The sequence below is a fragment of the Streptomyces anulatus genome, from assembly GCF_014650675.1.
GTDB classification, from domain to species: Bacteria; Actinomycetota; Actinomycetes; order Streptomycetales; family Streptomycetaceae; genus Streptomyces; species Streptomyces anulatus.
The window spans coordinates 117,498-140,767 of sequence record NZ_BMVK01000016.1 but is presented as its reverse complement, the minus strand read 5'-3'; the positions used below and the strand labels follow the sequence as shown (position 1 = coordinate 140,767).

Below are 23,270 nucleotides of genomic sequence, written 5' to 3'. Positions count from 1 at the left end.
CACCCCTTGTCTGATGGTCCGTCAGGTATGACGATGGCGGCCGTCGCCCGGGGCGGGACCGTCCCGGGCCGGAGGGGAAGGAGGCCGTCGTGCCGATATCGCCCGATGGGCCGCTGGCGTACGGGATGCAGCTGCCGGTCCAGTCGCAGAGCGCCATCTACGCGGAACCCTGGGAGGCGGCGGCGACCCCCGCCGATCTCGTCCGCACAGCCCGCGCCGCCGATCGGGGCGGCTTCGCCTACGTCGCCGGTTGCGATCACGTCGCCATTCCGCGCCGACTGGCGGACGGCATGAGCACCGTCTGGTACGACCCCGTCGCCACGCTCTCCTTTCTCGCCGGGGTCACCGAGCGCGTGCTGCTGATGAGCCATGTCGCCGTCGTCGGGCTGCGCCATCCGCTCGTCACCGCCAAGCAGTACGCCACCCTCGACCACCTCAGCGGCGGCCGGCTGATCCTCGGGGTCGGGGCCGGGCACGTCCGGGAGGAGTTCGAGGCGGTCGGGGCGGACTTCGACGGGCGCGGGGGCGTGCTGGACGAGTCGATCGACGCGCTGCGGGCCGCGCTCGGGCCCGAGGAGTACCCGGAGTTCGCGGGGGAGCGGTTCTCGTTCGGCGGGCTCGGGCAGTTGCCCCGGCCGGCCCAGGAGCGGGTGCCGATCTGGGTGGGCGGCTCCTCGCCCGCCGCCACCCGCCGGGCCGCCGTGCGCGGGGACGGGTGGCTGCCGCAGGGTGATGCCCGGGAGCGGCTGCCCGCGCAGATCGCCCGGGTGCGCGCCCTGCGGGAGGAGGCGGGCGTCGAAGCGCCGATCGTCATCGGTGCGATCACCGAACCGCTGTACGTGGGTGAGCCCGGGTGGCCCGTGGGGCGGCGGACGCTCACGGGGAAGCCGGAGGCCCTCGCGGAGTCGCTGCGGGAGTACGCGGCGATCGGCGTGCACCAGATCCAGGTGCGCTTCCGGAGCCGGAGCGTGGACGAACTGACCGATCAGATGGCGGCGTTCGGTGCGGACGTGGCCCCCCACCTCGGTACGTGAAGGAGACGGACATGGGCAAGCTGGACGGGCGGGTCTTCCTGGTCACCGGGGCGGCGCGCGGGCAGGGCGAGCAGGAGGCGCGGCTCTTCGCGGCCGAGGGCGCACGGGTCGTCGTCGCCGATGTGCTGGTCGAGCAGGGGGAGGCGCTGGTCAAGGAGTTGGGCGAGGAGTTCGGGGAGGACGTCGCCCGGTTCGTGCGGCTGGACGTCGGGAGCGAGGAGGACTGGGCCGCCGCCGTCGCCGTCGCCAAGGACGCCTTCGGGAAGATCGACGGGCTCGTCAACAACGCGGGCATCCTGCGCTTCAACGAGCTGGTCAACACCCCGCTGGCCGAGTTCGAGCAGGTGGTGCGGGTCAACATGACGGGCGCGTTCCTCGGGATACGCGCCGTCGCGCCCGAGATCGAGGCCGCGGGCGGCGGGACGATCGTCAACACGTCCTCGTACACCGGTCTGACCGGCATGCCCCTGGTCGGCGCGTACGCCGCGACCAAACACGCGGTGCTGGGGCTCACCAAGGTCGCCGCCATGGAGCTGGCGGGGAAGGGCGTCCGGGTCAACGCCGTCTGTCCGGGGGCCGTCGACACCGCGATGACCAACCCGGCCCTGCTGGACGCGGACGCCGATCTGGCGACGTCCGGCGCGGCCCTGGACGCGTACTACCGCAAGCTCGTGCCAATGGGGCGGATCGGCAGGCCCGAGGAGGTCGCCGCGCTGGTCCTGTTCCTGTCCTCGGACGACTCCTCGTACATCACCGGCCAGCCGTTCGTCATCGACGGGGGGTGGCTCGCGGGGGTCAGCCCTTTCTGACGCAGCGTCAGCTATTGACGGGTCGCGGTGGCGGTGGAACAGTCGGTCGCACCACAATCTGACGGTGCGTCAGAAAAACCGCCAGGAAAACTTGAGGACGGTGAACCTCCGTGGAATTCGGGCTCTTTGTTCAGGGGTACGTGCCCGCCGCGCGTGCCAAGGTGGACCCCGAGGCAGAGCACAAGGCACTGATCGAGGAGACCGAGTACGTCATCCAGGCGGACAAGTCCGGCTTCAAGTACGCCTGGGCCTCCGAGCACCACTTCCTGGAGGAGTACTCGCACCTCTCCGCCAACGACGTGTACCTCGGCTATCTGGCGCACGCCACCGAGCGCATCCACCTCGGCTCCGGCATCTTCAACCCGCTCGCGCCCGTCAACCATCCGGTGAAGGTCGCCGAGAAGGTCGCGATGCTCGACCATCTCTCCGAGGGGCGCTTCGAGTTCGGCACCGGGCGCGGCGCCGGCAGCCACGAGATCCTCGGGTTCATGCCGGGCATCACCGACATGAACCACACGAAGGAGCTGTGGGAGGAGACGATCGCCGAGTTCCCCAAGATGTGGCTCCAGGACGAGTACGTCGGCTTCCAGGGCAAGCACTGGTCCCTGCCGCCGCGCAAGATCCTGCCGAAGCCGTACGGGAAGTCCCACCCGGCCATGTGGTACGCGGCCGGGTCGCCGTCCTCGTACGCCATGGCGGGCAAGAAGGGGCTCGGCGTGCTGGGCTTCAGCGTGCAGAAGGTCTCCGACATGGAGTGGGTCGTCGAGTCCTACAAGAACGCGGTCAAGGACGCGGAGCCGGTGGGCGCGTTCGTCAACGACAACGTGATGGTGACGTCCACCGCGATCTGCGCCGAGACGCATGCCAAGGCGGTGGAGATCGCGGTCGGCGGCGGGCTCAACTACCTCCAGTCGCTGCTGTTCCGCTACCACGACACGTTCCCCCGGCCGGAGGGGATTCCGGAGTGGCCGCAGCTGCTGCCGGAGTACACCGAGGAGATCGTCGAGCTGCTCATCGCGGAGGAGCTGATGATCTGCGGGGATCCCGACGAGGTGCTGAAGCAGTGCCGGCGGTGGGACCGGGCGGGGGCGGACCAGTTGAGCTTCGGGCTGCCGATCGGGATCAGTCCCGAGGACACGATGAACACGATCCGGTTGATCGGGGAGCACGTGATTCCGCAGATCGACACGGATCCCGTGCATCGGACCTCGCGGTTCCGGGCCGCGGGCTGACCCGCAGGAAAGACTCGCCTCAAACGCCGGCGGGGCTGGACAACCAAGCCCCCCGGCCCACAGCCGGGCGGCGTCTTCCCGGACCGTCGCCCTGATGAGCCGGGGTACGTACCGCGGCCGAAAGCGTGCGTACCCCGGCTGTCCCAGCCGTCCAAGCCGTCCCAGCCGTCCCACCCGAGCCGGAGAAGGAACCCCGAGAAGGGAACCGTCATGCTCGACCACCTCATCCGCCGCGCGACCGTCGTGGACGGCACCGGCGGGCCCGCGTACACCGCCGACGTCGGTATCCGCGGCGGCCGGATCGTCGTCGTCGCCGAGCCGGGGGCCGTCGCCGAAGAGGCCGTCACCAGCGAGGACGCCGACGGGCTCGTCCTCGCCCCCGGCTTCGTCGACCCGCACACCCACTACGACGCCCAGCTCTTCTGGGACCCCTACGCCACCCCCTCCATGAACCACGGCGTCACCACCGTCGCGGGCGGCAACTGCGGGTTCACCCTCGCCCCGCTCCACCCCGACCGGCCCGAGGACGCCGACTACACCCGGCGGATGATGTCGCGGGTCGAAGGCATGGCGCTCGCCGCGCTGGAGGAAGGCGTCGACTGGACCTGGTCCACCTTCCGCGAGTACCTCGACGCCCTCGAAGGGCGCATCGCCGTCAACGCCGGGTTCATGGTCGGGCACTGCGCCCTGCGCCGGCACGTCATGGGCGCCGACGCCGTCGGCGGGCAGCCGACCCCGGCGCAGCTGGACGCCATGCTCGCCCTGTTCCACGACGCGATGGACGCCGGGGCCTGGGGGCTCTCCACCACCCAGTCCTCCACCCACTCCGACGGCGACGGCGAGCCCGTCGCCTCCCGGCACGCCCGGCCCGAGGAGCTGCTCGCCCTCTCCCGCGCGGTCGGCGAGCACGAGGGGACCCAGCTGGAGGCGATCGTCGCCGGGTGCCTGGACCAGTTCTCCGACGAGGAGATCGACCTCTTCGTCGACATGACGGCCGCCGCCGGACGCCCGCTCAACTGGAACGTCCTCACCATCGACGCCGCCGTCCCCGAACGCGTACCGCGCCAGTTGATCCCGAGCGAGCGAGCCCGCCGCGCCGGCGGGCGGATCGTGGCCCTCACCATGCCGATCCTCACCCCGATGAACATGTCGCTCGGCACCTTCTGCGCCCTCAACCTCATCCCCGGGTGGGGCGAGATCCTCGCCCTTCCCGTCCCCGAGCGGATCGAACGCCTCCGGGACGCCGGCACCCGCGCCGAGATGCTGCGCCGGGCCGACAGCAAGGAGGCCGGGGTCTTCCGCCGGCTCGCGAACTTCGGCCGGTACGTCATCGGGGACACCTACAGCGCCGCCAACGAAGGGCTCAGCGGCCGGGTCGTCAACGACATCGCCGCCGAACGCGGCCAGGACGCCTTCCACTGCCTGGTCGAGATCTGCGCCGCCGACGACCTGCGTACGGTCCTGTGGCCGATGCCCACCGACAACGACCCGGACTCCTGGGCGCTGCGGCAGCGGACCTGGGAGCACGAGGACGTCATGCTCGGCGGCTCCGACGCGGGCGCGCACCTGGACCGGATGTGCGGGGCCCCGTACACCACCCGCTTCCTCGGCGACTGTCTGCGCGGGCGCAAGCTCGTCCCGCTGACCGCCGCCGTCAAGATGCTCACCGACGACCCCGCCCGGCTCTTCGGGCTGCGCGAGCGCGGCCGGATCGAGGAGGGCTTCCACGCCGACCTCGTCCTCTTCGACCCCGAACGGATCGACGCCGGGCCCGCCACCCTCGTCCACGACCTGCCCGGGGACAGCCCGCGCCTGGACTCCAAGGCCATCGGGATCGTCTCCGTACGCGTCAACGGGATCGAGACCCTGCGCGACGACAAGGTGACGGGGGCCGTGCCGGGGACGGTGCTGCGCTCGGGCCGCGACACCCGGACGGTGAGTACCGCGTGAGCCCCGCACCGGAGCGGCTGTTCATCGGCGGGGAGTGGACCGAGCCCGACGGCGGCCACTACGAGGTGGTCGACCCCGCCACCGAGGAGGTCGTCGGCCTCGCCCCGGAGGCGAGCCGCGCCCAGGTGTACGAGGCGGCCGGGGCGGCCAAGGAGGCCTTCGGGCCCTGGTCGCGGACGCGGCCCGAGGAGCGTGCCGCGATCCTGGACCGGGCAGCCGACATCGTCCAGCGCGACTTCCTCGCGCACGCCGAGGTCGCCCGCGCGGAGAGCGGGGCCACCGCCTCCACCGCCCGGGGCATGCAGGTGGGGGTCGGTGTCGCCCGCTTCCGGCGGTACGCGCGAGGGGCCCTGGAGCCCGTCGAGGAGGCGATCGCGCCCCAGATCAACGAGGCCGGTCCGATGGGCCGGGCCGGGGTCTTCGGGGCGCTGGCCGTCCGCCAGCCGGTCGGCGTGATCACGTGCATCACCTCGTACAACAACCCCTGGGCCAACCCGGCGGGCAAGATCGCGCCCGCGCTCGCGATGGGCAACACGGTCGTGGTGAAGCCCGCCCCGCAGGACCCGCTCTCCGTCTACCGGATGGCCGCCGCTCTCGCGGAGGCGGGTGTTCCGCCGGGCGTCGTGAACGTCGTCACCGGGTCGGGCGCGGAGGCGGGGGAGGCCGCGGTCGACTCCCCGGACGTCGACATGGTCAGCTTCACCGGGTCCACCGCCGTCGGGCAGCGCATCGCGGAGGTGTGCGGGCGCGGGATGAAGCGGCAGTTGATGGAGCTGGGCGGCAAGGGAGCGGCGCTCGTCCTCGACGATGCCGATCTGTCCTCGGCCGTCGCGGGGATCGGGACCACGTTCTCCTTCTACAGCGGACAGATCTGTACGGCTCCGACCCGCGTCCTGGTCCACCGGTCCCGGCAGGACGAGCTGATCGCCGCGCTCACCGCGTACGCGAACCGGCTCACCGTCGGCGACCCCCGCGACCGGGCCACCGTCGTCGGCCCGGTCATCTCCGCCGCCCACCGCGACCGCGTCGAGGCGTACGTGGAGCTGGGCCGGAAGGAAGGCGCGCGGGTCGTCGCGGGCGGCGTCCGGCCCGGCCACCTGGACCGGGGGTTCTACGTGGCCCCCACGCTGCTGGCCGACTGCACGCCGGACATGCGGGTGGTCCGCGAAGAGATCTTCGGGCCGGTCGTCGTGGTCGTCCCCTTCGACGACGAGGAGGAGGCCGTCGCCCTGGCCAACGACAGCGACTACGGCCTCATCGACTACGTGTGGTCCGGCGACGTGGCCCGCGCCTTCCGGATCGCCCGCCGGCTGCGCGCCGGCGGGGTCGGCGTCAACACGGTCGGGCGGAACATGGAGGCCCCGTTCGGCGGGTTCAAGAAGAGCGGGGTGGGGCGGGACGTGGGCTCGTACGCACTGCACGCCTACAGCGAGACGCAGGCGATCGTCTGGCCCGGCTGAGGTCGCTTCCACGCACCGCGGGAAAATTTTGAATCGGTAGATAACGGACAGTGCTGCGATTACCGTACGTCGTCACGCTCGGCCGAGTGGCATGCAATACAAGGTTTCATGTGAATGTGACCTTGAATTGATGAAGTCTTCTTGGGGAGTTGGCTGGTATATCCAAGGGTGAGACGCGGGAGTCTCGCACTCCGGATGTGGATATCGCAGCGCATAGCGTCCTTCCCATGACTCAGCTGGACGCGCGGCCACAGGCCGGAGACACGGTACGGGGAAGCGCCCCGGCCGACGGCGGTGACGGCCGCGGCGGCGTACGGGGCAAGGGGCTCGGCGGGAACTCCGTCGGCCTCATGGGCAGCGCCGTCATCGGCGTCTCCACCGTCGCCCCCGTCTACTGCCTGACGTCCACCCTCGGCTCCACCGCCGGAGAGGTCGGCGTGCAGATGCCCGCCGTCTTCCTGGCCGGGTTCCTGCCGATGCTGCTCGTGGCCTTCGCCTACCGCGAGCTGAACCGGGCGATGCCGGACTGCGGCACCTCCTTCACCTGGACGGTGAAGGCGTTCGGTCCGCGCGTCGGCTGGATGTGCGGCTGGGGCCTGGTGATCGCGACGATCATCGTGCTGTCCAACCTGGCGGGCGTCGCCACCTCGTACTTCTGGCTGCTCGCGGGGGAGATCACCGGCAGCGCGTCGGTCGCCGCCCTGGACGACAGCAAGCCGGTCCACATCCTCACCTGCCTGGTCCTCATCGCCGTCGCCACCGCCATCAGCTACCGGGGCATGACCGCCACCAAGGGCATTCAGTACGCCCTGGTCGGGCTCCAGTTGGTCGTTCTCGCCGTGTTCGTGACGATGGCCCTGAGCAAGGCGGGCAGCGGCGGACCGGACTTCGCGTCCTCGCTCGACTTCTCCTGGTCCTGGCTGAACCCCTTCGCCGTCCAGTCCTTCGCGGCCTTCACCGCCGGCCTGTCCCTCTCGATCTTCATGTTCTGGGGCTGGGACGCCTGCCTGACCGCCAACGAGGAGACCACCGGCAGTGAGAAGACCCCCGGCCGCGCGGCCCTCATCGCGATGGTCGTCCTGGTCGGCTCCTACCTCGCCACCGGCATCGCCGCGCAGATGGCCGTCGGCTCCGGCACCTCCGGGCTCGGCCTCGCCAACCCGGACACCTCCGACAACGTCTTCGCCGCCCTCGCCGGACCGGTGATGGGCCCCGGCCTCGGCGTCCTGCTCTTCCTCGCGGTCCTCGCCTCGGCCGCCGCCAGCCTCCAGACCACGTTCATCCCGGTCGCCCGCACGGTGCTCGCGATGTCCGCGTACGAGGCGATGCCGGCCTCGTACGCCCAGGTCCACCCCCGCTTCAAGACCCCCGGCCGGGCGACGATCACGGCGGGCATCGGCACCGGCGTCTTCTACACCGTGATGACCCTGGTCAGCGAGCACGTCCTGGTCGACACCATCTACGCGCTCGGCCTCATGATCTGCTTCTACTACGCGCTGACCGCCTTCGCCTGCGCCTGGTACTTCCGCGCCGAACTGACCCGCTCCGCCCGGGACCTGGTCTTCAAGGGCCTCTTCCCGCTGCTCGGCGGCACCCTGCTCGCAGCCGTCTTCGCCAAGACCCTCTACGACATGTGGGACCCGGCGTACGGCTCCGGATCCTCGGTCCTCGGCGTCGGATCGGTGTTCGTCATCGGGGTGGGGCTGCTGCTCCTCGGGGTGGTGCTGATGGTTGCGATGGAGCGCCGCAGCCCGGCGTTCTTCCGGGGCGAGATCCTGACGAAGGAGACCCCGGCCCTCGTGGTCGAGGACTGAGGTCTCCGGCGGTTCGTCGCCGACCGCCAGGTCGACAGGGCCTAGGGCCGCCAGTAACCCAGCGCGTTCACCCGGTCCTTGGGCAGGCCCAGCTCCTTGCGGAGGTACGCCGACAGGGTCCGGGTGGTCGCCGTGTCGCAGGCGACCCAGACGTACGCGTCCGTGTGGTCCTCGCCCAGCAGCTCGGGCAGGGTCGCCTTCACCTCGGAGACGAGCTGCCCGCCCGCGTCGCCGCGCGCCACGTGGTGCAGGGTGTGGTGGGCCTCGTCGAGGCGGAACGGCAGTTCCCGGTCCTCCTCGTGCGCGGTCTCGAACCAGATCGTCGCCTCGGCCGACGGGACCGCGTCCAGCAGGGAGTTGATCGCGGGCAGCGCCGCCGCGTCACCGATCACGAAGAGCCGCGAGGGCGCCGGGTCGGGCAGCGTGAAGCCGGTGCCCTGGAGCGTCGCGTCGATCGTCTCGCCGATCTTGACGGTCCTCGCCCACGTGCAGGCGGCGCCCTCGTGCAGGGCGAATTCCAGACCGAACGTGCCCGTCTCCGGGTCGGGGTCGACCAGCGTGTAGGCGCGCTGATGCGGTTTGCCGTCCTTCTCGAACCACAGTCGCACCCACATCGTCGGGTGGGCCCCGCCGGTCGCGGCCAGCAGCCCGCCGTCGGTCACGCGCACCCGGCGGAAGCGGTCGGTGACCTGCTCCGTGCCGGTCACCGTGAACGTGAAGTCACGCCCCCGGAACAGTTTGAGAACGACGCCTTCCCAGCCATGCCCCACGGTGTCTCCTGCCTCGCCCCGGTGCCCCGGCCCACTGCCCAGAGGGTCACTTTAGGTTAGGCTAACCTAAATCCCGGGGGCTGGGGAGTGGCTGAAAACCACCGGAAGCAGGGGATGGGCGAAACGATGACCACGGGCGTCGACAGCGAGAGACCGGGCGCGGGCGCGCCCGGCGGTTCCGAAGCGTTCCCGGATGACGGGGAAGCGTCCCGCGACCCCTTCGAGGTGTTCCGGGACGACTGGGGGATACCGCACCTGCGGGCCGCCGACGCCCTCGCGCTGGCCCGCGCCCAGGGGTACGTCACCGCCCTCGACCGGGCCTGGCAACTGGAGACCGAGCGGCACCGGTTGCTCGGCACCAGCGCCTCCTGTCTCGGTGCGGAAGCCGTCGACTGGGACCGGTTCGTCCGGCGGGCCCGGCTCGCCGACACCGCCCGCCGCTGCTTCGGCCGCCTCGCGCCGGAGACCGCCGCCTGGGTGGGGGCATACGTCGACGGCGTCAACGACGGACTCGCCGAAGGGGCGTCCCGCGCACCCGAGTTCGCCGCGGTGGGCCGCGCCCCCGGCCGCTGGGAGCCGTGGACCCCGCTCGGCGTCTGGCTCTCCACGCACATCCTGTTCGCGGGGTTCCCGACCAAACTCTGGCGCGAAGAGGTCGCCCACCGGCTCGGCGAGGACCGGATGACCCTCTTCGCGACCGACGGCCCCGGCACCGCGGGCAGCAACGGCTGGTTGCTCTCCGGCGAGCGCACGGCCTCCGGCGCCCCGATCCTCGCGGGCGACCCGCACCGCTTCATCGAGGCTCCCGGCGTCTACCAGCAGATCCGGCTCGCCTGCCCCGAGTTCGACGTCGTCGGCCTCGCGGTCCCCGGCATCCCGGGCATCGCCCACTTCGGGCACACCGGGGGTGTCGCCTGGGCGATCACCAACGCCATGGCCGACTACCAGGACCTCTACCGGGAGCAGTTGCGCCGCACCCCGGACGGCGGGGTGGAGGCGCTCGGCCCGGACGGCTGGTACCGGGCCCACGCCCACACCGAGACGATCGAGGTGGCGGGGGCGGACCCGGAGACGGTCGAGGTGATCGAGACGGACCGGGGACCGGTGATCATCGGAGGCCCGGACGGTGCCTCGGGCGGTGACCCGGGCGGTGGCCTGGACGGTCCCTCGGGCGGTGGCTCGGGTGGTGATCAGGGCGGTGGCCTGGCCGGTGGCTCGGGCGCTGGCCCGGGCTGTTCCCCGGGCGGTGACCAGGGCCGCGACCGGGGCGGTGACCAGGGCGGGGGCCCGGACGCCGACGCCTCCGCGGAGGGCCCCCGTGCCATCAGCCTGCGTCACCCGCCCCGGGTCACCGGAGCGTTGGGGTTCGACGTGCTGCCCGCCCTGCTCCGGGCCCGTACGGTCGACGACCTCGACACCGCCCTCGACCGCTGGGTCGAACCCGTCAACGTGGTCCTGGCCGCCGACACCGCCGGGGGCGCCCTGCACCGGGTCGCCGGACACGTCCCGGTGCGCCCGGACGTCAACCGGCTGCGGGTCGTCCCGGCCGAGGACCCCGCGTACGCCTGGCGCGAGGGCGAGGCCGCCCCGCTGCCCCGTACCGCGGCGGCCGGCCCCGGCGGGATCGCCGTGATGGCCAACGAGCGCGGCCTCGCCACCCCGCTCGGCGTCGAGTTCGCGCCCCCGCACCGGGCCCGCCGGATACGGGAGCTGCTCGGCGCGCGCACGGACTGGTCGTCCGCCGCCATGGCCGCCGTCCACACCGACACCCTCCTCGCCTCGTCCCGGCCCCTGCTGTCCCTGCTCGCCTGGGCCCCCGGCCTCGGGCCCGCCGCCGAACGCCTCCGGGACCGGCTGCTGCGCTGGGACCGCCACATGGACGCGGACAGCACCGACGCGACCCTCTACGCCCGCCTCCGTACCGACGTCGTCCACCGACTGGCCGGCCACCCCGCCCTCAAGGGCGTCACGGGTGCGGACGACCCGTGGCGCTCGGCCGCGTACCCGGCGCTCTTCCGCCCCTGGCTCGCCGCCGTTCCCCGGATCGGCTACGCCCTGGAGAGCCTGCTCACCGTCGGACCGCTGCCGTACGAGGACCGGTTGGCGGTGGTCGCGGCCTCGGCCGAGGCCGTCGCCGCGGCGGCCGAGGAGACGCCGCCCGGCCCGTGGGGCGAGCTGCACCGGCTGTCCCCCTGGCAGGCCCTGCCGGACCTCGTGCCCGACGAGGAGGCCCGGCCGGGGCTCGCGGGCGACCACGACTGTGTGCTGTCCACCTCCGGCGTCCCCGGCGTCACCGACCTGTTCGCCCGGGGCCCGGCCGCCCGCTACGTCTGGGACCTGGCCCGCCGCGAGGACAGCCGGTGGATCGTCCCGTTCGGCGCGTCCGGAGTCCCCGGATCCGCCCACCACCGCGACCAGACGCCCCTGTGGGCGCGGGGCGCGCTGGTCCCGGTCGTCACGGACTGGGACCTGCTGCACCCGACGACCCGTCACCCGGAGGAGAACCCCGCCATGACCGCAGCCGAAGCCGCCACCGCCGGGCCCGCGGTCCCCGCGCTCCGCGCAGCCGTCCACGAGCAGAAGGTCGAGGGCTTCGGGACGGTGCGCCTGGTCCCCGTCGCCCCCTCGGCCGACGTGGACCTGCTGCACGGCTGGGTCACCGAGGAGCGGGCCCGGTTCTGGGGCATGGGCGGCCACACCCGCGAACAGGTCCGGGAGATCTACGAGTTCGTCGGCTCGCTGCCCACGCACCACGCCTACCTCGCCCTGCGCGACGGGGTCCCGGCCGCGCTCTTCCAGACGTACGAGCCGGACGCCGACCCGGTCGGCGAGTGCTACGACGTACGGCCCGGCGACTTCGGCATCCACCTGCTGATCGCGCCCGCCGAGGGCGCGGGAGCGGTGAAGGGGTACACGGACGCCCTCCTCACCGCGTTCATCGGCTTCGTCTTCCGCGACCCGGCCCGTCTGCGGGTCGTCGTCGAGCCCGACGCCCGCAACGGGAAGGCCCTCGCCCGGATGGTCCGGGTCGGCTTCGAGCTGGGCCCGGAGATCGTGAAGCCGGAGAAGACGGCCCGGCTCGCGTTCCTGACGAGGGAGGCCGCGCTGCGCCTCGCGTAGCGCGCGGGGGGCGGGTCACCGGTGGCCCGGCCCGGTGAGCAGGCGTCGGGGCAGGCCCGTCCCGTCCGTGCGCGGACGCGGCTCCAGGGTGCAGAGCCCGCCCCGTCCGTGCGCGGACGGGGCTACGGGGCCGGGTCCGCCCCGTCCGGGTGCAGCGCGCCGCCAGGCCGGAACAGCCGTTTGGCCACCGCGTGCCCGCCCTCCGCCGCCCTCCGGAACCAGGGCTCCGCCGCCGCCAGGCCCTCGCGCTGCTCGACCAGCCGGCCCAGCTCCCACATCGACTCCACGTCGCCGGCCCGCACCGCCTGCCGCAGCAGCCGCTCGGCCGTGTCGGGGCGCCCCTCGGCCCGCGCGGTCAGGGCGAGCGCCCGCAGCCTCCGCACGGCCCGGGCGTCCCCGGCGGCGGCCGCCGCCACGAGCTTCGCCGGATCGACGGGGCGGCGCGAACGGTTCCGGAACAGCAGCAGGATCCCGAGCACCCACATGATCCAGCTCAGGCTGATCAGCGTGCCGTTGCCGGTGGCGACCCCGGTCAGGCTCAGCGCGCCGCCCGCCGGCAACAGGAAGTACCCCAGCCCCGGTCCCAGTCCCGGTCCCAGCCCCATCACAGCTCCTCTCCCTCCGCTTCCGCCGCACACGGGCGACGGTCTCGGATTTCCTTGTCGTACGGCATACCTTGGCCCTTCGCACGCATGACGCGCTGACGGACGACGGAGGTGTTCTCGATGCGGATCTCCACAACGATCTTCCTCACCGACGAGACGGTGACCCCGGTCAGGCTCGCCCGCGAGCTGGAGCAGCGGGGGTTCGGCGGGCTGTATCTGCCCGAGCACACGCACATTCCGGTGATCCGCAGCACGCCGTACCCGATGGGCGGTGAGCTGCCCCGGGAGTACGGCCGCACCCTGGACCCGTTCGTCGCCCTCGGCCAGGCCGCCGCCGTCACCGAGCGCCTCGCCCTGGGCACCGGCATCACCCTGGTCGCCCAGCACGACCCGATCGACCTCGCCAAACAGGCGGCCACCCTGGACCACCTCTCCGGCGGCCGGTTCACCCTCGGCATCGGCTACGGCTGGAACGTCGAGGAGGCGGCCGACCACGGGGTGGAGTGGTCGACGCGCCGCGACCTGGGGCGGGACCGGATGGCCCTGATGCGGGCCCTGTGGGCGGACGAGCCGACCGGGTACGAGGGCGCGTTCGGGTCGGTGCGGGCGAGCGAGGCGCACCCCAAGCCGGCCCAGCGGCCGCGCGGCCCGGTCAACGGCCCGCGCACCCTGATCGGCGGCGGGGCGGGCCCGAAGCTGTTCGCGCACATCGCGGAGTACGCGGACGGCTGGCTGCCCATCGGCGGCGGGGGCCTCACCGAGTCCCTGCCGAAGCTGCGGGCGGCCTGGGAGGCGGCCGGGCGCGACCCGAAGGACCTCCAGGTGGTGCCGTACGCGGTCCTGCCCAGCCCGGGGAAGCTCGCCCACTACGCGGATCTGGGCATCGAGGAGGTCGTGCTCCAGCTGCCGCCGGCGGACGAACCGGAAGTCCTGCGGGCGCTGGACGCCTACGCCGCGTACCTCTGACGCCTACGCCGCGTACCTCTGACGCCTACGCCGCGTATCTCCGACGCCCACGCCGCGTACCGCCGATGAGGTGCGCCCGGGGCCGCCGGTGCAACCGGGCACGCCCACAGGGCATCCTTGTTCATCGGGAACGCATACGCGGGCCCGGTCGGCGGGCGCCCCGCCGCGTGGACCGGAGCCCGCCCGGGTGGGGAGTGGAATGAACAGGCCGTTGCGGCACATAGCGATCTTCTGCGGGCTGCTGGTGCTGGCGCTGCTGCTGCGGGCGAACTGGCTCCAGCACGTCGACCGCCAGGAGCTCGCCCAGCACGAGAACAACGCCCGGGTGCGGTTCGAACGGTTCTCCACCCCGCGCGGCGACATCATCGTCGGCGGCAAGGCGATCACCGGATCGAAGGAGACCGAGAGCCGGGACTACGCGTTCATCCGGACCTCCAAGGACGGCCCGATGTACGCGCCCGTCACCGGGTACGCCTCCCAGGGGCGGGGCACCTCGCTGCTGGAGCGGACCTACGACAGCGTCCTCAGCGGCCAGGACGACCGGTTCGCCTTCCGGCACGCCAAGGACGTCCTGACGGGGCAGCCCCGGCGCGGCGGCGACGTGATCACCACGATCGACGCCAAGGCGCAGAAGGCGGCCTACAAGGGCCTGACGGACCTGGGCGCCCGGGGCGCGGTCGTCGCCCTGGACCCGCGCACCGGCAAGGTGCTGTCCCTGGTCTCCACGCCCTCGTACGACCCCGAGATCTTCGCCGGGAACTCCTTCAAGGAGAGCGACCGCTTCACGGCGCTGGAGAAGAAGAAGAGCAAGCCGCTGGCCAACCGCCCGCTGCGCGAGACCTACCCGCCCGGCTCCACCTTCAAGATCCTCACCGCCGCGGCGGCGCTGGAGCACGGTGTGGTCACCGACGTGGACGCCCGGACGGACGCGGTCTCGCCGTACCCCCTGCCGCTCTCCACCAACAAGATCGGCAGCGAGGCGGGCGACGGGGTGTGCAACAAGGCGTCGATGAAGACCGCCATGCAGTACTCCTGCAACAACGTCTTCCTCGACGCGGCGTCCGAGCTGGGCGAGGACCGGATGCGGGAGACGGCGGAGAAGTTCGGCTTCAACGAGGACGTGTACGCGGAGGAGTTCGGCGACATGCTCGCCACGAAGAGCCTCTACCCGCCGAAGCTCGACAAGCCCGGCACGGCCCTCACCGGCATGGGCCAGGGCAGCCTCACCAGCACCCCGATGCAGATGGCGATGGTCACGGCGGCCCTCGCCAACGACGGCAAGCTGATGCAGCCCTACATCGTCGACGAGCTGCGCGGCCCGGACCTCTCCACGCTGGAGAAGAACGAGCCGATGGAGATGAGCCAGGCCGTCTCGCCCGAGACGGCGAAGAAGGTCCAGGAGATGATGGAGCACACCGCGAAGGAGGGCAGCGCCCAGCGCGCCCTGATCGACGGTGTGACGGTCGGCGGCAAGACGGGCACCGCCCAGCGCGGCGTGAACGTCCGCGACGAGGTCCCGTACGGCTGGTTCGTCAGCTACGGCAAGAAGGACGACGGCCGTTCGGTCGCGGTCGCCGTGTTCATCGACCCGACGGACATGGACATCTCCCGCTCCGACATCTCGGGCGGCCGGCTCGGCGCCCCGATCGCGAAGAGCGTGATGCAGGCGGTGCTGGGGGACTAGGGGGTGTCTTGCCGATCAGGCCGGGCTCGCGGGGTCCGGCACCGCACCTCGCGGCGTTGTCGTCGGTCCCCGACGCTCCTTCCCCAAGCTCTCAACTTCGTTCGAGCAGGGGAGACCCCATCCGACTCCCTCCTCCGCCTTGCGATGCACGGCACCGGACCCCGCTCCCTGATCCGGCCTGATCGACAAGACACCCCCTAGGGCCCCACCTCAGCCCGTCTGGGCCGCCCGGCGCCCGGCACGGGGCCCCACCCCGGCCCGGCTGGAAGGGCGCACGCCGGACGGGCTGGGCGCGCTCACCGGACCGACCTCAACCCGCCCCGCCGCACCACCTTGTCCTCCTCGCCGGGCGAAGCATCCGGCGCGTCCGGGACCGCGGCCCCCGCCAGCCCCACCAGCTCCGTCAGCGCGTCGATGCGGAAGTCCGCCGTCTCCACCACGTCCGGGTGTTCCGCCCACCAGTGCCCGTACGGCCCCCGCCGCAGATGCGCCGTCCGCATCCCTGCCGCCGCGGCCGGGAACAGGTCCTCGGCCGGGTGGTCGCCCACGTACAGCGTCGACTCCGGGGCCGCGCCCGCCACCTCGGCCAGCCGTGCGAAGAACTCCGGGTCCGGCTTCCGGGCGCCCCACTCGTCCGAGGTGACCACCAGGTCGGCGGGCAGGTCCAGGCCCCGCAGCAGCTCCCCGGCCCGGACGGTGCCGTTCCCCGCCACCACGACCCGGATGCCCGCGGCCCGCAGCTCGCCCAGCGCGGGCCGGACGTCCTGGTAGAGGTCCGACTCGTCGAGGTGTTCTCCGCGCCCGGCGGCGGCCCGCGCGCGGTAGGCCTCCTCGACGTCCATATCGGGCCGCAGGACACGCAGCGCGTCCGTGGCCTCGCGGCCCTGGGCGACGGCCGCGCCCACCAGCGCACTGAGCGTGTGCGGCGGTACGCCGAGCCAGTTGGCCCAGGACGCCCAGTGCCGGTCGTCGCGTACGAGGGTTTCGCCGATGTCGAGGACGATCGTTTCCATCACCGTTCCGACACTAAGCGTGAGGACACCGTCGGCGGGGTCTCATCCGGGTGAGTCGGCCCGCACGAGTGACTACGGGCACGTCGCGACCGGCGCATCCTCGACAAGCGACCCCCGATGCCCTGGTCCGGCGCGCGCACGTCGCTCGTATGCTCGGTTCATGACCGATGCTCAGAGCGGACGCCCGACCTCCAACGCCATGCGGCGCGCGCTCAAACGCGCCCGCGACGGTGTCGCCCTCGACGTGACCGAGGCCGCCGTCCTGCTTCAGGCGCGCGGCGACGATCTGACGGACCTCGCGGCGTCGGCCGCCCGCGTCCGGGACGCGGGCCTGGAGGCGGCGGGCCGGCCGGGCGTGATCACGTACTCGCGCAAGGTCTTCATCCCGCTCACCCGCCTCTGCCGTGACAAGTGCCACTACTGCACCTTCGTCACCGTCCCCGGCAAGCTCCGGCGGGCCGGCCACGGCATGTTCCTGTCGCCCGACGAGGTGCTGGCCATCGCCCGCGAAGGCACGGCGATGGGCTGCAAGGAAGCGCTGTTCACGCTCGGCGACCGCCCCGAGGACCGGTGGCCCGAGGCGCGGGAGTGGCTGGAGGCGGAGGGGTACGACGACACGCTCGCGTACGTACGGGCGATGGCGATCCGGGTCCTGGAGGAGACGGGTCTGCTGCCCCACCTCAACCCGGGCGTGATGACCTGGACCGACCTCCAGCGCCTGAAGCCCGTCGCCCCCTCGATGGGGATGATGCTGGAGACGACGGCGACCCGCCTGTGGTCCGAGCCGGGCGGCCCGCACCACGGCTCCCCGGACAAGGAACCGGCCGTACGGCTGCGCGTCCTGGAGGACGCGGGGCGCTCCAACGTCCCCTTCACCACCGGCATCCTGATCGGGATCGGCGAGTCCTACGAGGAGCGCGCCGACTCCCTCTTCGAGCTGCGGAAGACGGCCCGCGCCTACCACGGCATCCAGGAAGTCATCGTGCAGAACTTCCGCGCCAAGCCGGACACGGCGATGCGCGGGATGCCCGACGCGGAGCTGGAGGAGCTGGCCGCCGCCATCGCGGTGGCCCGGCACATCCTCGGCCCGTCCGCCCGGATCCAGGCCCCGCCGAACCTGGTGGACGCCGAGTACGCGCTCCTCATCGGCGCGGGCATCGACGACTGGGGCGGGGTCTCGCCGCTCACACCCGACCATGTGAACCCCGAGCGCCCCTGGCCGCACATCGACGAACTGGCCGCGAAGACGGCGGACTCGGGCTTCACGCTCCGTGAACGCCTGACCATCTACCCGGAGTTCATCCAGCGCGGCGAGCCCTGGCTCGATCCCCGCCTCCTCCCGCACGTCCGCGCCCTGGCCGACCCGGAGACGGGTCTGGCCCGCGAGGACGCGATCCCGGTCGGCCTCCCGTGGCAGGAGCCGGACGAGGGATTCACCTCCTCCGGCCGCACCGACCTGCACGCCACCATCGACACCGAGGGCCGCACCGGCGACCGCCGCGACGACTTCGACGAGGTGTACGGGGACTGGGAGGCGCTCCGCGAGGCGGCGGCCCCCGGCATGGTGCCCTCCCGCATCGACGCCGACGTACGCCAGGCGCTGGGCCAGGCCGCCGACGACCCGACGAAGCTCACCGACGACCAGGCGCTCGCCCTGCTCCACGCGGACGGCCCGGCGCTGGACGAGCTGTGCCGGATCGCCGACGCGCTGCGCAAGGACGTGGTCGGCGACGACGTCACGTACATCGTCACGCGGAACATCAACTTCACCAACGTCTGCTACACCGGCTGCCGCTTCTGCGCCTTCGCCCAGCGCCGCACGGACGCCGACGCGTACACGCTCTCCCTGGACCAGGTCGCGGACCGGGCGGCGCAGGCGTGGGACGTCGGCGCGGTCGAGGTCTGCATGCAGGGCGGCATCCACCCGGACCTGCCCGGGACGGCGTACTTCGACATCGCCCGCGCGGTGAAGGAACGCGTCCCCGGCATGCACGTCCACGCGTTCTCGCCGATGGAGGTCGTCAACGGGGCGACCCGCACCGGTATGTCGATCCGCGACTGGCTGACCGCCGCCAAGGAGGCCGGGCTCGACTCGATCCCCGGCACGGCGGCGGAGATCCTGGACGACGAGGTCCGCTGGGTCCTCACCAAGGGCAAACTGCCCACGGCCACCTGGCTGGAGGTCATCAGGACGGCGCACGAGGTGGGCCTGCGCTCGTCCTCGACGATGATGTACGGGCATGTGGACCAGCCCCGCCACTGGCTCGGCCACTTCCGCACCCTCGCCCGACTCCAGCAGGAGACCGGCGGCCTGACGGAGTTCGTGACGCTCCCCTTCATCCACACCAACGCCCCGGTCTACCTGGCCGGTATCGCGCGTCCCGGCCCGACGGACCGCGACAACCGCGCGGTCACGGCCATGGCCCGGCTGCTCCTCCACCCGCACATCACCAACATCCAGACGAGCTGGGTGAAGCTCGGCACGGAGGGTGCGGCGGAGATGCTCCGCTCGGGCGCGAACGACCTGGGCGGCACGCTGATGGAGGAGACCATCTCCCGCATGGCCGGGTCGAGTTACGGCTCGTACCGCTCGATCCAGGGCCTGGAGGCCATCGCCGAACTCGCGGGCCGCCCGTCCCGCCCCCGCACGACCCTGTACGGGGAGGTCCCGGCCGAACGCGTCGCGGCGGCCACGGCCTCGGACGGCCACCTGCCGGACCTGCTGCCGGTGCTGCCGAGCTGAGGGCGGGCGGAAGGGCGGGGCGGGGCGGGGCCCATGGCCTCCCCGGCCGCCGGGGACATAGCGTGGGCGGGATGGAACCCCCGTACCTGGACCCGATCCGGCAGTCGTACGACGCCGTCGCCGCCGACTACGCCCGGACCGTCAAGGACCCGGGCGAGCTGGACCCGCTGTCGCGCGCCGTACTGGGCGCGTTCGCCGAGCTCGTCACGTCGGCGGGTCTCGGGCCGACGGCGGACGTGGGCTGCGGACCGGGCAAGGTGACCGCGTATCTGACCGGGCTGGGGGTCTCCGCCTTCGGGGTCGACCTGTCGCCGAGGATGGTCGACCTGGCCCGCGCGGCCCATCCGGAACTGCGGTTCGACGTCGGCTCGATGACCGCCCTGGAGACCGGCGACGGCGCGCTGGGCGGCATCCTGGCGTTCTACTCCACGCATCATCTGCCGGCGGAGTCGCTGCCCGGGGTGTTCGCCGAGTTCCACCGGACGCTGGCGCCCGGTGGGCACCTGCTGATCGTCACCCGGGTCGGCGACGACGGGCACCGGCGTCTGACACACGGCTACGGAGGCCCCGCCGTGCCCTTCGACAGCTACCGGCTGCCGGCGGACCGGATCGCCGAACTCCTGGAGCTGGCGGGGTTCGTGGTCACGGGGCGGACGCTGCAGGAGCCCGAGGAAGGCGCGAAGCGGCCGGTCGCCGGCTTCCTGGCCCACAAGCCGGGCGCCGCCACCCCGCAGGGGTGATCGGCCCCTCCTCCGCCTCGGCCTCCTGCGCCGCCCCGCAGGGGGCCAGCCGCCCCGTCGCCCCCTACGCCGCCGCGCGCTCGCCCACCGGTCGCCTGCGCCGGGCGACGTCGGTCAGTGAGGGCGGGGTCCACGCGCCGTCCGGCGGATAGACGTCGGTCCCGGGCGCGACGATCGCGTCGATGCGGTCGAGCGTCTCGTCGTCCAGCGTGAGCGAGGCGCCCTTCACCAGACCCTCCAACTGCTCCATCGTGCGCGGCCCGATGATCACCGAGGTCACCGCCGGGTGCGCCAGGGGGAAGGCGACCGCCAGCGCGGGCAGGGTGGTCCCGATGCTGTCGGCCACGGCGACGAGCTGCTCGACGACCTCCAGCTTGGCGGCGGTCAGCGGGGCCTCCGGGTCGAACCGGTGCGGGGTGAGCGCCGCCCGCCCCGTGGACAGGTCGATGGTCCCGCCCTTGCGGTACCTCCCGGTCAGGAAGCCGGAGGCGAGCGGGCTCCAGGTCAGCACGCCCATCCCGTAGCGCCCGCAGACCGGCAGGACGGACCGCTCGATGCCTCGGGCGAGGATCGAGTACGGCGGCTGCTCGGTCCGGAACCGCCCGAGGCCGCGCCGCTCGGCCACGACGTGCGACTCCACGATCTCCTCGGCCGGGAACGTCGAGCAGCCGAAGGCGCGGATCTTGCCCGCGCGCACGAGGTCGGTCAGCGCCGAGAGGGTCTCCTCGACGTCCGTGGTGTGGTCGGGGCGGTGGACCTGGTAGAGGTCGATCCGGTCGGTGCCGAGGCGGCGCAGGCTCTCCTCGACCTCCTGCACGATCCAACGCCGTGAGTTTCCACCCCGGTTGGGCCCTTCGCCCATCGGGAAGTGGACCTTGGTGGCGAGGACGACATCGTCGCGCCGCCCCTTCAGCGCCTTGCCGACGATCGTCTCGGACTCCCCGGCGGAGTACATGTCCGCGGTGTCGACGAAGTTGATGCCCGCGTCGAGGGCGGCATGGATGACGCGTACGGAGTCGTCGTGGTCGGGATTGCCGACCGAGCCGAACATCATCGTGCCGAGACAGTGCGCACTGACCTCGATGCCGGTGCCGCCGAGTGTGCGGTAGAGCATGGTCGAGCTCCCTGGTGGTGTGCGGTGAGCTGGGGCCGGACCTCCCGCACTGTAGGACTTCGAGTGCGTTCTAGGTCAAGGGCCGCGATGTCGCCGCCGCGCCATGAAAAGTAGTGACCGTGTACGGACAACTGTCGGGATCGTCCATCAGACTGCGACAGGTGCCCCACGCGGAAGCGGGGCAACCCCCTCCACCGCCCGGCGACATCCAGCGACATCCAGCGACATTCAGCAAGGAGAGAGGCAACATGCGCAAGCCGCCCCCACCCGGCCCCGCCACCCCCAGGCCGGTCGCCCGCGCCAAGGCCCTGTCCACCCGCGTCGGTGCGGTCCTCGCCGCCACGGCCCTGTTCGTCCTGATTCCCGCCTCCACGGCCCACGCCGACCCGCCGGGCAACCTCCCCCAGAACGCGGGCGGTTACGAGCAGGCGTTCTCGCCCGCCTTCGACTACGACGGCGACGGCTGCTACGCCACCCCTGCCATCGGCCCGGACGGCACCCTGGCGCCCGGGCTGAAGACGACCGGCGCGATCAACGGCAGTTGCCGGGACCAGGGGGACCTGGACAACTCCCAGACGTACGCCCGCTCGAAGTGCAACAACGGCTGGTGCGGCATCGTCTACGCGAGCTACTTCGAGAAGGACCAGGCCGTCCACGGCAGCGGACTCGGCGGGCACCGCCACGACTTCGAGCATGTGATCTCCTGGGTCAACCAGGGCGCCGACCAGGTGGACTACGTCTCGACGACGCAGCACAGCACCGTGAAGACCTACCCGCGCTCGCAGGTGCGGTTCGACGGCTCGCACCCCAAGGCCGTCTACCACAAGGACGGTCCGAGCACGCACTTCTTCCGGCTCGCCAACGGCAACGACGAGCCGCCCGAGAACCACTACGGCAACTGGCGCTACCCCCCGGTCGTCGACTGGAACGGCTTCCCCAGCACGGAGTTGCGCGACAAGCTCATGAACGCCGACTTCGGGTCCGCGACCATCAAGGTCACCGACAAGGACGACCGCTTCCGCAATCTGCTCAACAACTCCAAGCCCGCCGGGATCCCCTTCGACCCCTGGGCCTGACGGAGAAGGTCATCCGTGCGGGCGGCGGCCCTCGTCGTGGCGGGGCAGGCCGCGCAGCAGTGTGCCGAGGTAGAGGGCGAACGGCGGCTCCGCCGGGTCGTTGCCCGCCGCCGCCAGCCAGCGGACCACGCCGAGTCCGAAGACGGACCAGTTCTGCTCGGCCTGCCGGGCGTCCGCGCCGCCCGCGCGGAACGCGGCGACGGCGCCGTCGTGCAGCCGCTCGAAGGATGCGAGGTGATGGCGGTGCGGGCGGGCCACATGCGCGGCGTAGCCGGGTACCGCCAGGAACTCGTCGTGCATCGACCAGGCCAGCCGCTCCAGCCAGTCGAGCCAGGTCCCGGCGTCGGGCTCGTCGTCGGGGAGCACCCGGCCGACCATGACCTCGCTGACGAGGTCCAGTACGCCGTCGCGATCGGGCACCCACCGGTAGAGCGACGAATGCGAGACCCCGAGCCTCGTCGCGAGCTCCCGCATGGTGAGCGTCGCCACGTCCCCCTGCAGGGCGGCGTCGGCGATGCGCTCCCGGCTCAGCCTCGGCGGCCGGCCGGGCCCGTTCCGTTCCGTGCTGTTCATCGGGGCAAGCGTACGCAGGGAAGGGCGGATCCTTATTAGTGACCAGTGGTCGTTAATGCTGTTAGGGTCGGCTGATGGACATACAGGGAGCGGCACCGGCCCCGCGGGAGATCGACACCTCGGGGCTGCCCATGGACCAGGCCCAGGCGCTCGTCCTCGACGAACTGCGCGCTCTCACGGAGCGCGCCGAGCCCTTCGCGGCGATCCTCCTGATGCCCGCACCGCCACAGGGGCGCACCCCAGCGGCATCGGCATCCGGCACCTCCACCGCCGACCGTGTCCGGACCCTCAAGCTGATCCGGCCCGGCCTCACGGCGCTCTGCCGCGGCCTCGCCTTCGTCGCGCCGGCGGACATCCCGGCGGAGCGCGCGGAAGCGATCCACAGCGGTGAGCAGCTCTGGGGCTGCCCGACGATGGCCACGCAGGACGTGACGGCCGCCCGCGCCTGGGCCGGGGCACGGGTCGGGGGCTGACGGGACCGGTCCGGTTCCCTGCCGTCGTGGCCGGAGAACATACCGAAGGCGTGCACCGTTCTCAGGAGTGCCCCGCACGCGCGACCCGGGGTGA

The 23,270-nt window shown here is 72.4% G+C and carries 18 protein-coding genes; 13 read left to right on the top strand and 5 right to left on the bottom strand.

From position 1 onward, the window contains the following. Positions 1 to 89: 89 nt before the first annotated feature. The 6 genes from IE272_RS30555 (at position 90) to IE272_RS30530 (ending at position 8,299) form a co-directional block, all read left to right on the top strand. Positions 90 to 1,034 (top strand): TIGR03619 family F420-dependent LLM class oxidoreductase, encoded by a 945-nt coding sequence (locus IE272_RS30555; protein ID WP_190009043.1) that lies wholly within the window; start codon positions 90 to 92, stop codon positions 1,032 to 1,034. An 11-nt stretch (positions 1,035 to 1,045) separates the two neighbouring features. Then, complete coding sequence (locus IE272_RS30550) at positions 1,046 to 1,843, top strand: SDR family NAD(P)-dependent oxidoreductase (protein WP_050358780.1); 798 nt, start codon at positions 1,046 to 1,048, stop codon at positions 1,841 to 1,843. 110 nt (positions 1,844 to 1,953) lie between these two features. Continuing rightward, positions 1,954 to 3,075, top strand: a complete 1,122-nt coding sequence (locus IE272_RS30545; protein ID WP_050358781.1) for an LLM class flavin-dependent oxidoreductase — start codon at positions 1,954 to 1,956, stop codon at positions 3,073 to 3,075. 210 nt (positions 3,076 to 3,285) lie between these two features. Continuing rightward, entirely contained in the window at positions 3,286 to 5,025 is a 1,740-nt protein-coding gene (locus IE272_RS30540; protein WP_050358782.1) for an N-acyl-D-amino-acid deacylase family protein, read from the top strand. Further along, positions 5,022 to 6,485 (top strand): aldehyde dehydrogenase family protein, encoded by a 1,464-nt coding sequence (locus IE272_RS30535; RefSeq protein ID WP_057663613.1) that lies wholly within the window; start codon positions 5,022 to 5,024, stop codon positions 6,483 to 6,485. Before IE272_RS30540 ends, IE272_RS30535 begins: the two co-directional genes overlap by 4 nt. 227 nt (positions 6,486 to 6,712) lie before the next feature. Continuing rightward, entirely contained in the window at positions 6,713 to 8,299 is a 1,587-nt protein-coding gene (locus tag IE272_RS30530) for an APC family permease (protein ID WP_050358784.1), read from the top strand. A 41-nt stretch (positions 8,300 to 8,340) separates the two neighbouring features. On the opposite strand, the gene IE272_RS30525 is transcribed toward IE272_RS30530, so the two are convergent. Then, on the bottom strand, positions 8,341 to 9,069 hold the full coding sequence (locus IE272_RS30525) for a siderophore-interacting protein (protein WP_190009041.1): 729 nt from the start codon (positions 9,067 to 9,069) through the stop codon (positions 8,341 to 8,343). Positions 9,070 to 9,183: 114 nt separating this feature from the next. On the opposite strand from IE272_RS30525, the gene IE272_RS30520 reads away from it, so the two are divergent. Then, a complete protein-coding gene (locus IE272_RS30520) occupies positions 9,184 to 12,189 on the top strand; it encodes a GNAT family N-acetyltransferase (protein WP_373304217.1) in 3,006 nt (1,001 codons plus the stop codon). Between the two features lie 122 nt (positions 12,190 to 12,311). On the opposite strand, the gene IE272_RS30515 is transcribed toward IE272_RS30520, so the two are convergent. After that, positions 12,312 to 12,794 carry an SEL1-like repeat protein gene (locus IE272_RS30515; RefSeq protein WP_056700420.1) on the bottom strand — a complete coding sequence of 161 codons (483 nt, stop codon included), beginning with the start codon at positions 12,792 to 12,794 and terminating at the stop codon, positions 12,312 to 12,314. 120 nt (positions 12,795 to 12,914) lie between these two features. Between IE272_RS30515 and IE272_RS30510 the strand changes: the two genes are divergently transcribed. Both IE272_RS30510 and IE272_RS30505 read left to right on the top strand, forming a co-directional pair. Next, a complete protein-coding gene (locus IE272_RS30510; protein ID WP_056700418.1) occupies positions 12,915 to 13,760 on the top strand; it encodes an LLM class F420-dependent oxidoreductase in 846 nt (281 codons plus the stop codon). A gap of 199 nt (positions 13,761 to 13,959) precedes the next feature. After that, positions 13,960 to 15,444 (top strand): peptidoglycan D,D-transpeptidase FtsI family protein, encoded by a 1,485-nt coding sequence (locus tag IE272_RS30505; RefSeq protein WP_190009039.1) that lies wholly within the window; start codon positions 13,960 to 13,962, stop codon positions 15,442 to 15,444. Positions 15,445 to 15,740: 296 nt separating this feature from the next. Here IE272_RS30505 and IE272_RS30500 read toward each other — a convergent pair whose 3' ends face one another. Beyond that, the gene (locus IE272_RS30500; RefSeq protein WP_050358788.1) at positions 15,741 to 16,457 is read right to left on the bottom strand and encodes an HAD family hydrolase; all 717 of its coding nucleotides are present in this window, start codon (positions 16,455 to 16,457) and stop codon (positions 15,741 to 15,743) included. Between the two features lie 160 nt (positions 16,458 to 16,617). Between IE272_RS30500 and IE272_RS30495 the strand changes: the two genes are divergently transcribed. Both IE272_RS30495 and IE272_RS30490 read left to right on the top strand, forming a co-directional pair. Further along, positions 16,618 to 19,200 carry a bifunctional FO biosynthesis protein CofGH gene (locus IE272_RS30495; protein ID WP_190009037.1) on the top strand — a complete coding sequence of 861 codons (2,583 nt, stop codon included), beginning with the start codon at positions 16,618 to 16,620 and terminating at the stop codon, positions 19,198 to 19,200. Between the two features lie 71 nt (positions 19,201 to 19,271). After that, positions 19,272 to 19,940, top strand: coding sequence for a class I SAM-dependent DNA methyltransferase (locus tag IE272_RS30490; protein WP_190009035.1), 669 nt, complete (start codon positions 19,272 to 19,274; stop codon positions 19,938 to 19,940). A 64-nt stretch (positions 19,941 to 20,004) separates the two neighbouring features. On the opposite strand, the gene IE272_RS30485 is transcribed toward IE272_RS30490, so the two are convergent. Continuing rightward, entirely contained in the window at positions 20,005 to 21,054 is a 1,050-nt protein-coding gene (locus IE272_RS30485) for an aldo/keto reductase (protein WP_056703438.1), read from the bottom strand. A 248-nt stretch (positions 21,055 to 21,302) separates the two neighbouring features. Here IE272_RS30485 and IE272_RS30480 point away from each other — a divergent pair, with 248 nt between their 5' ends. Further along, on the top strand, positions 21,303 to 22,130 hold the full coding sequence (locus IE272_RS30480; protein ID WP_057663593.1) for an NPP1 family protein: 828 nt from the start codon (positions 21,303 to 21,305) through the stop codon (positions 22,128 to 22,130). A 9-nt stretch (positions 22,131 to 22,139) separates the two neighbouring features. On the opposite strand, the gene IE272_RS30475 is transcribed toward IE272_RS30480, so the two are convergent. Beyond that, positions 22,140 to 22,703, bottom strand: coding sequence for a TetR/AcrR family transcriptional regulator (locus tag IE272_RS30475; RefSeq protein ID WP_056703441.1), 564 nt, complete (start codon positions 22,701 to 22,703; stop codon positions 22,140 to 22,142). Positions 22,704 to 22,777: 74 nt separating this feature from the next. Here IE272_RS30475 and IE272_RS30470 point away from each other — a divergent pair, with 74 nt between their 5' ends. Then, on the top strand, positions 22,778 to 23,176 hold the full coding sequence (locus tag IE272_RS30470; RefSeq protein ID WP_190009033.1) for a hypothetical protein: 399 nt from the start codon (positions 22,778 to 22,780) through the stop codon (positions 23,174 to 23,176). The last annotated feature ends 94 nt before the right edge of the window (positions 23,177 to 23,270 follow it).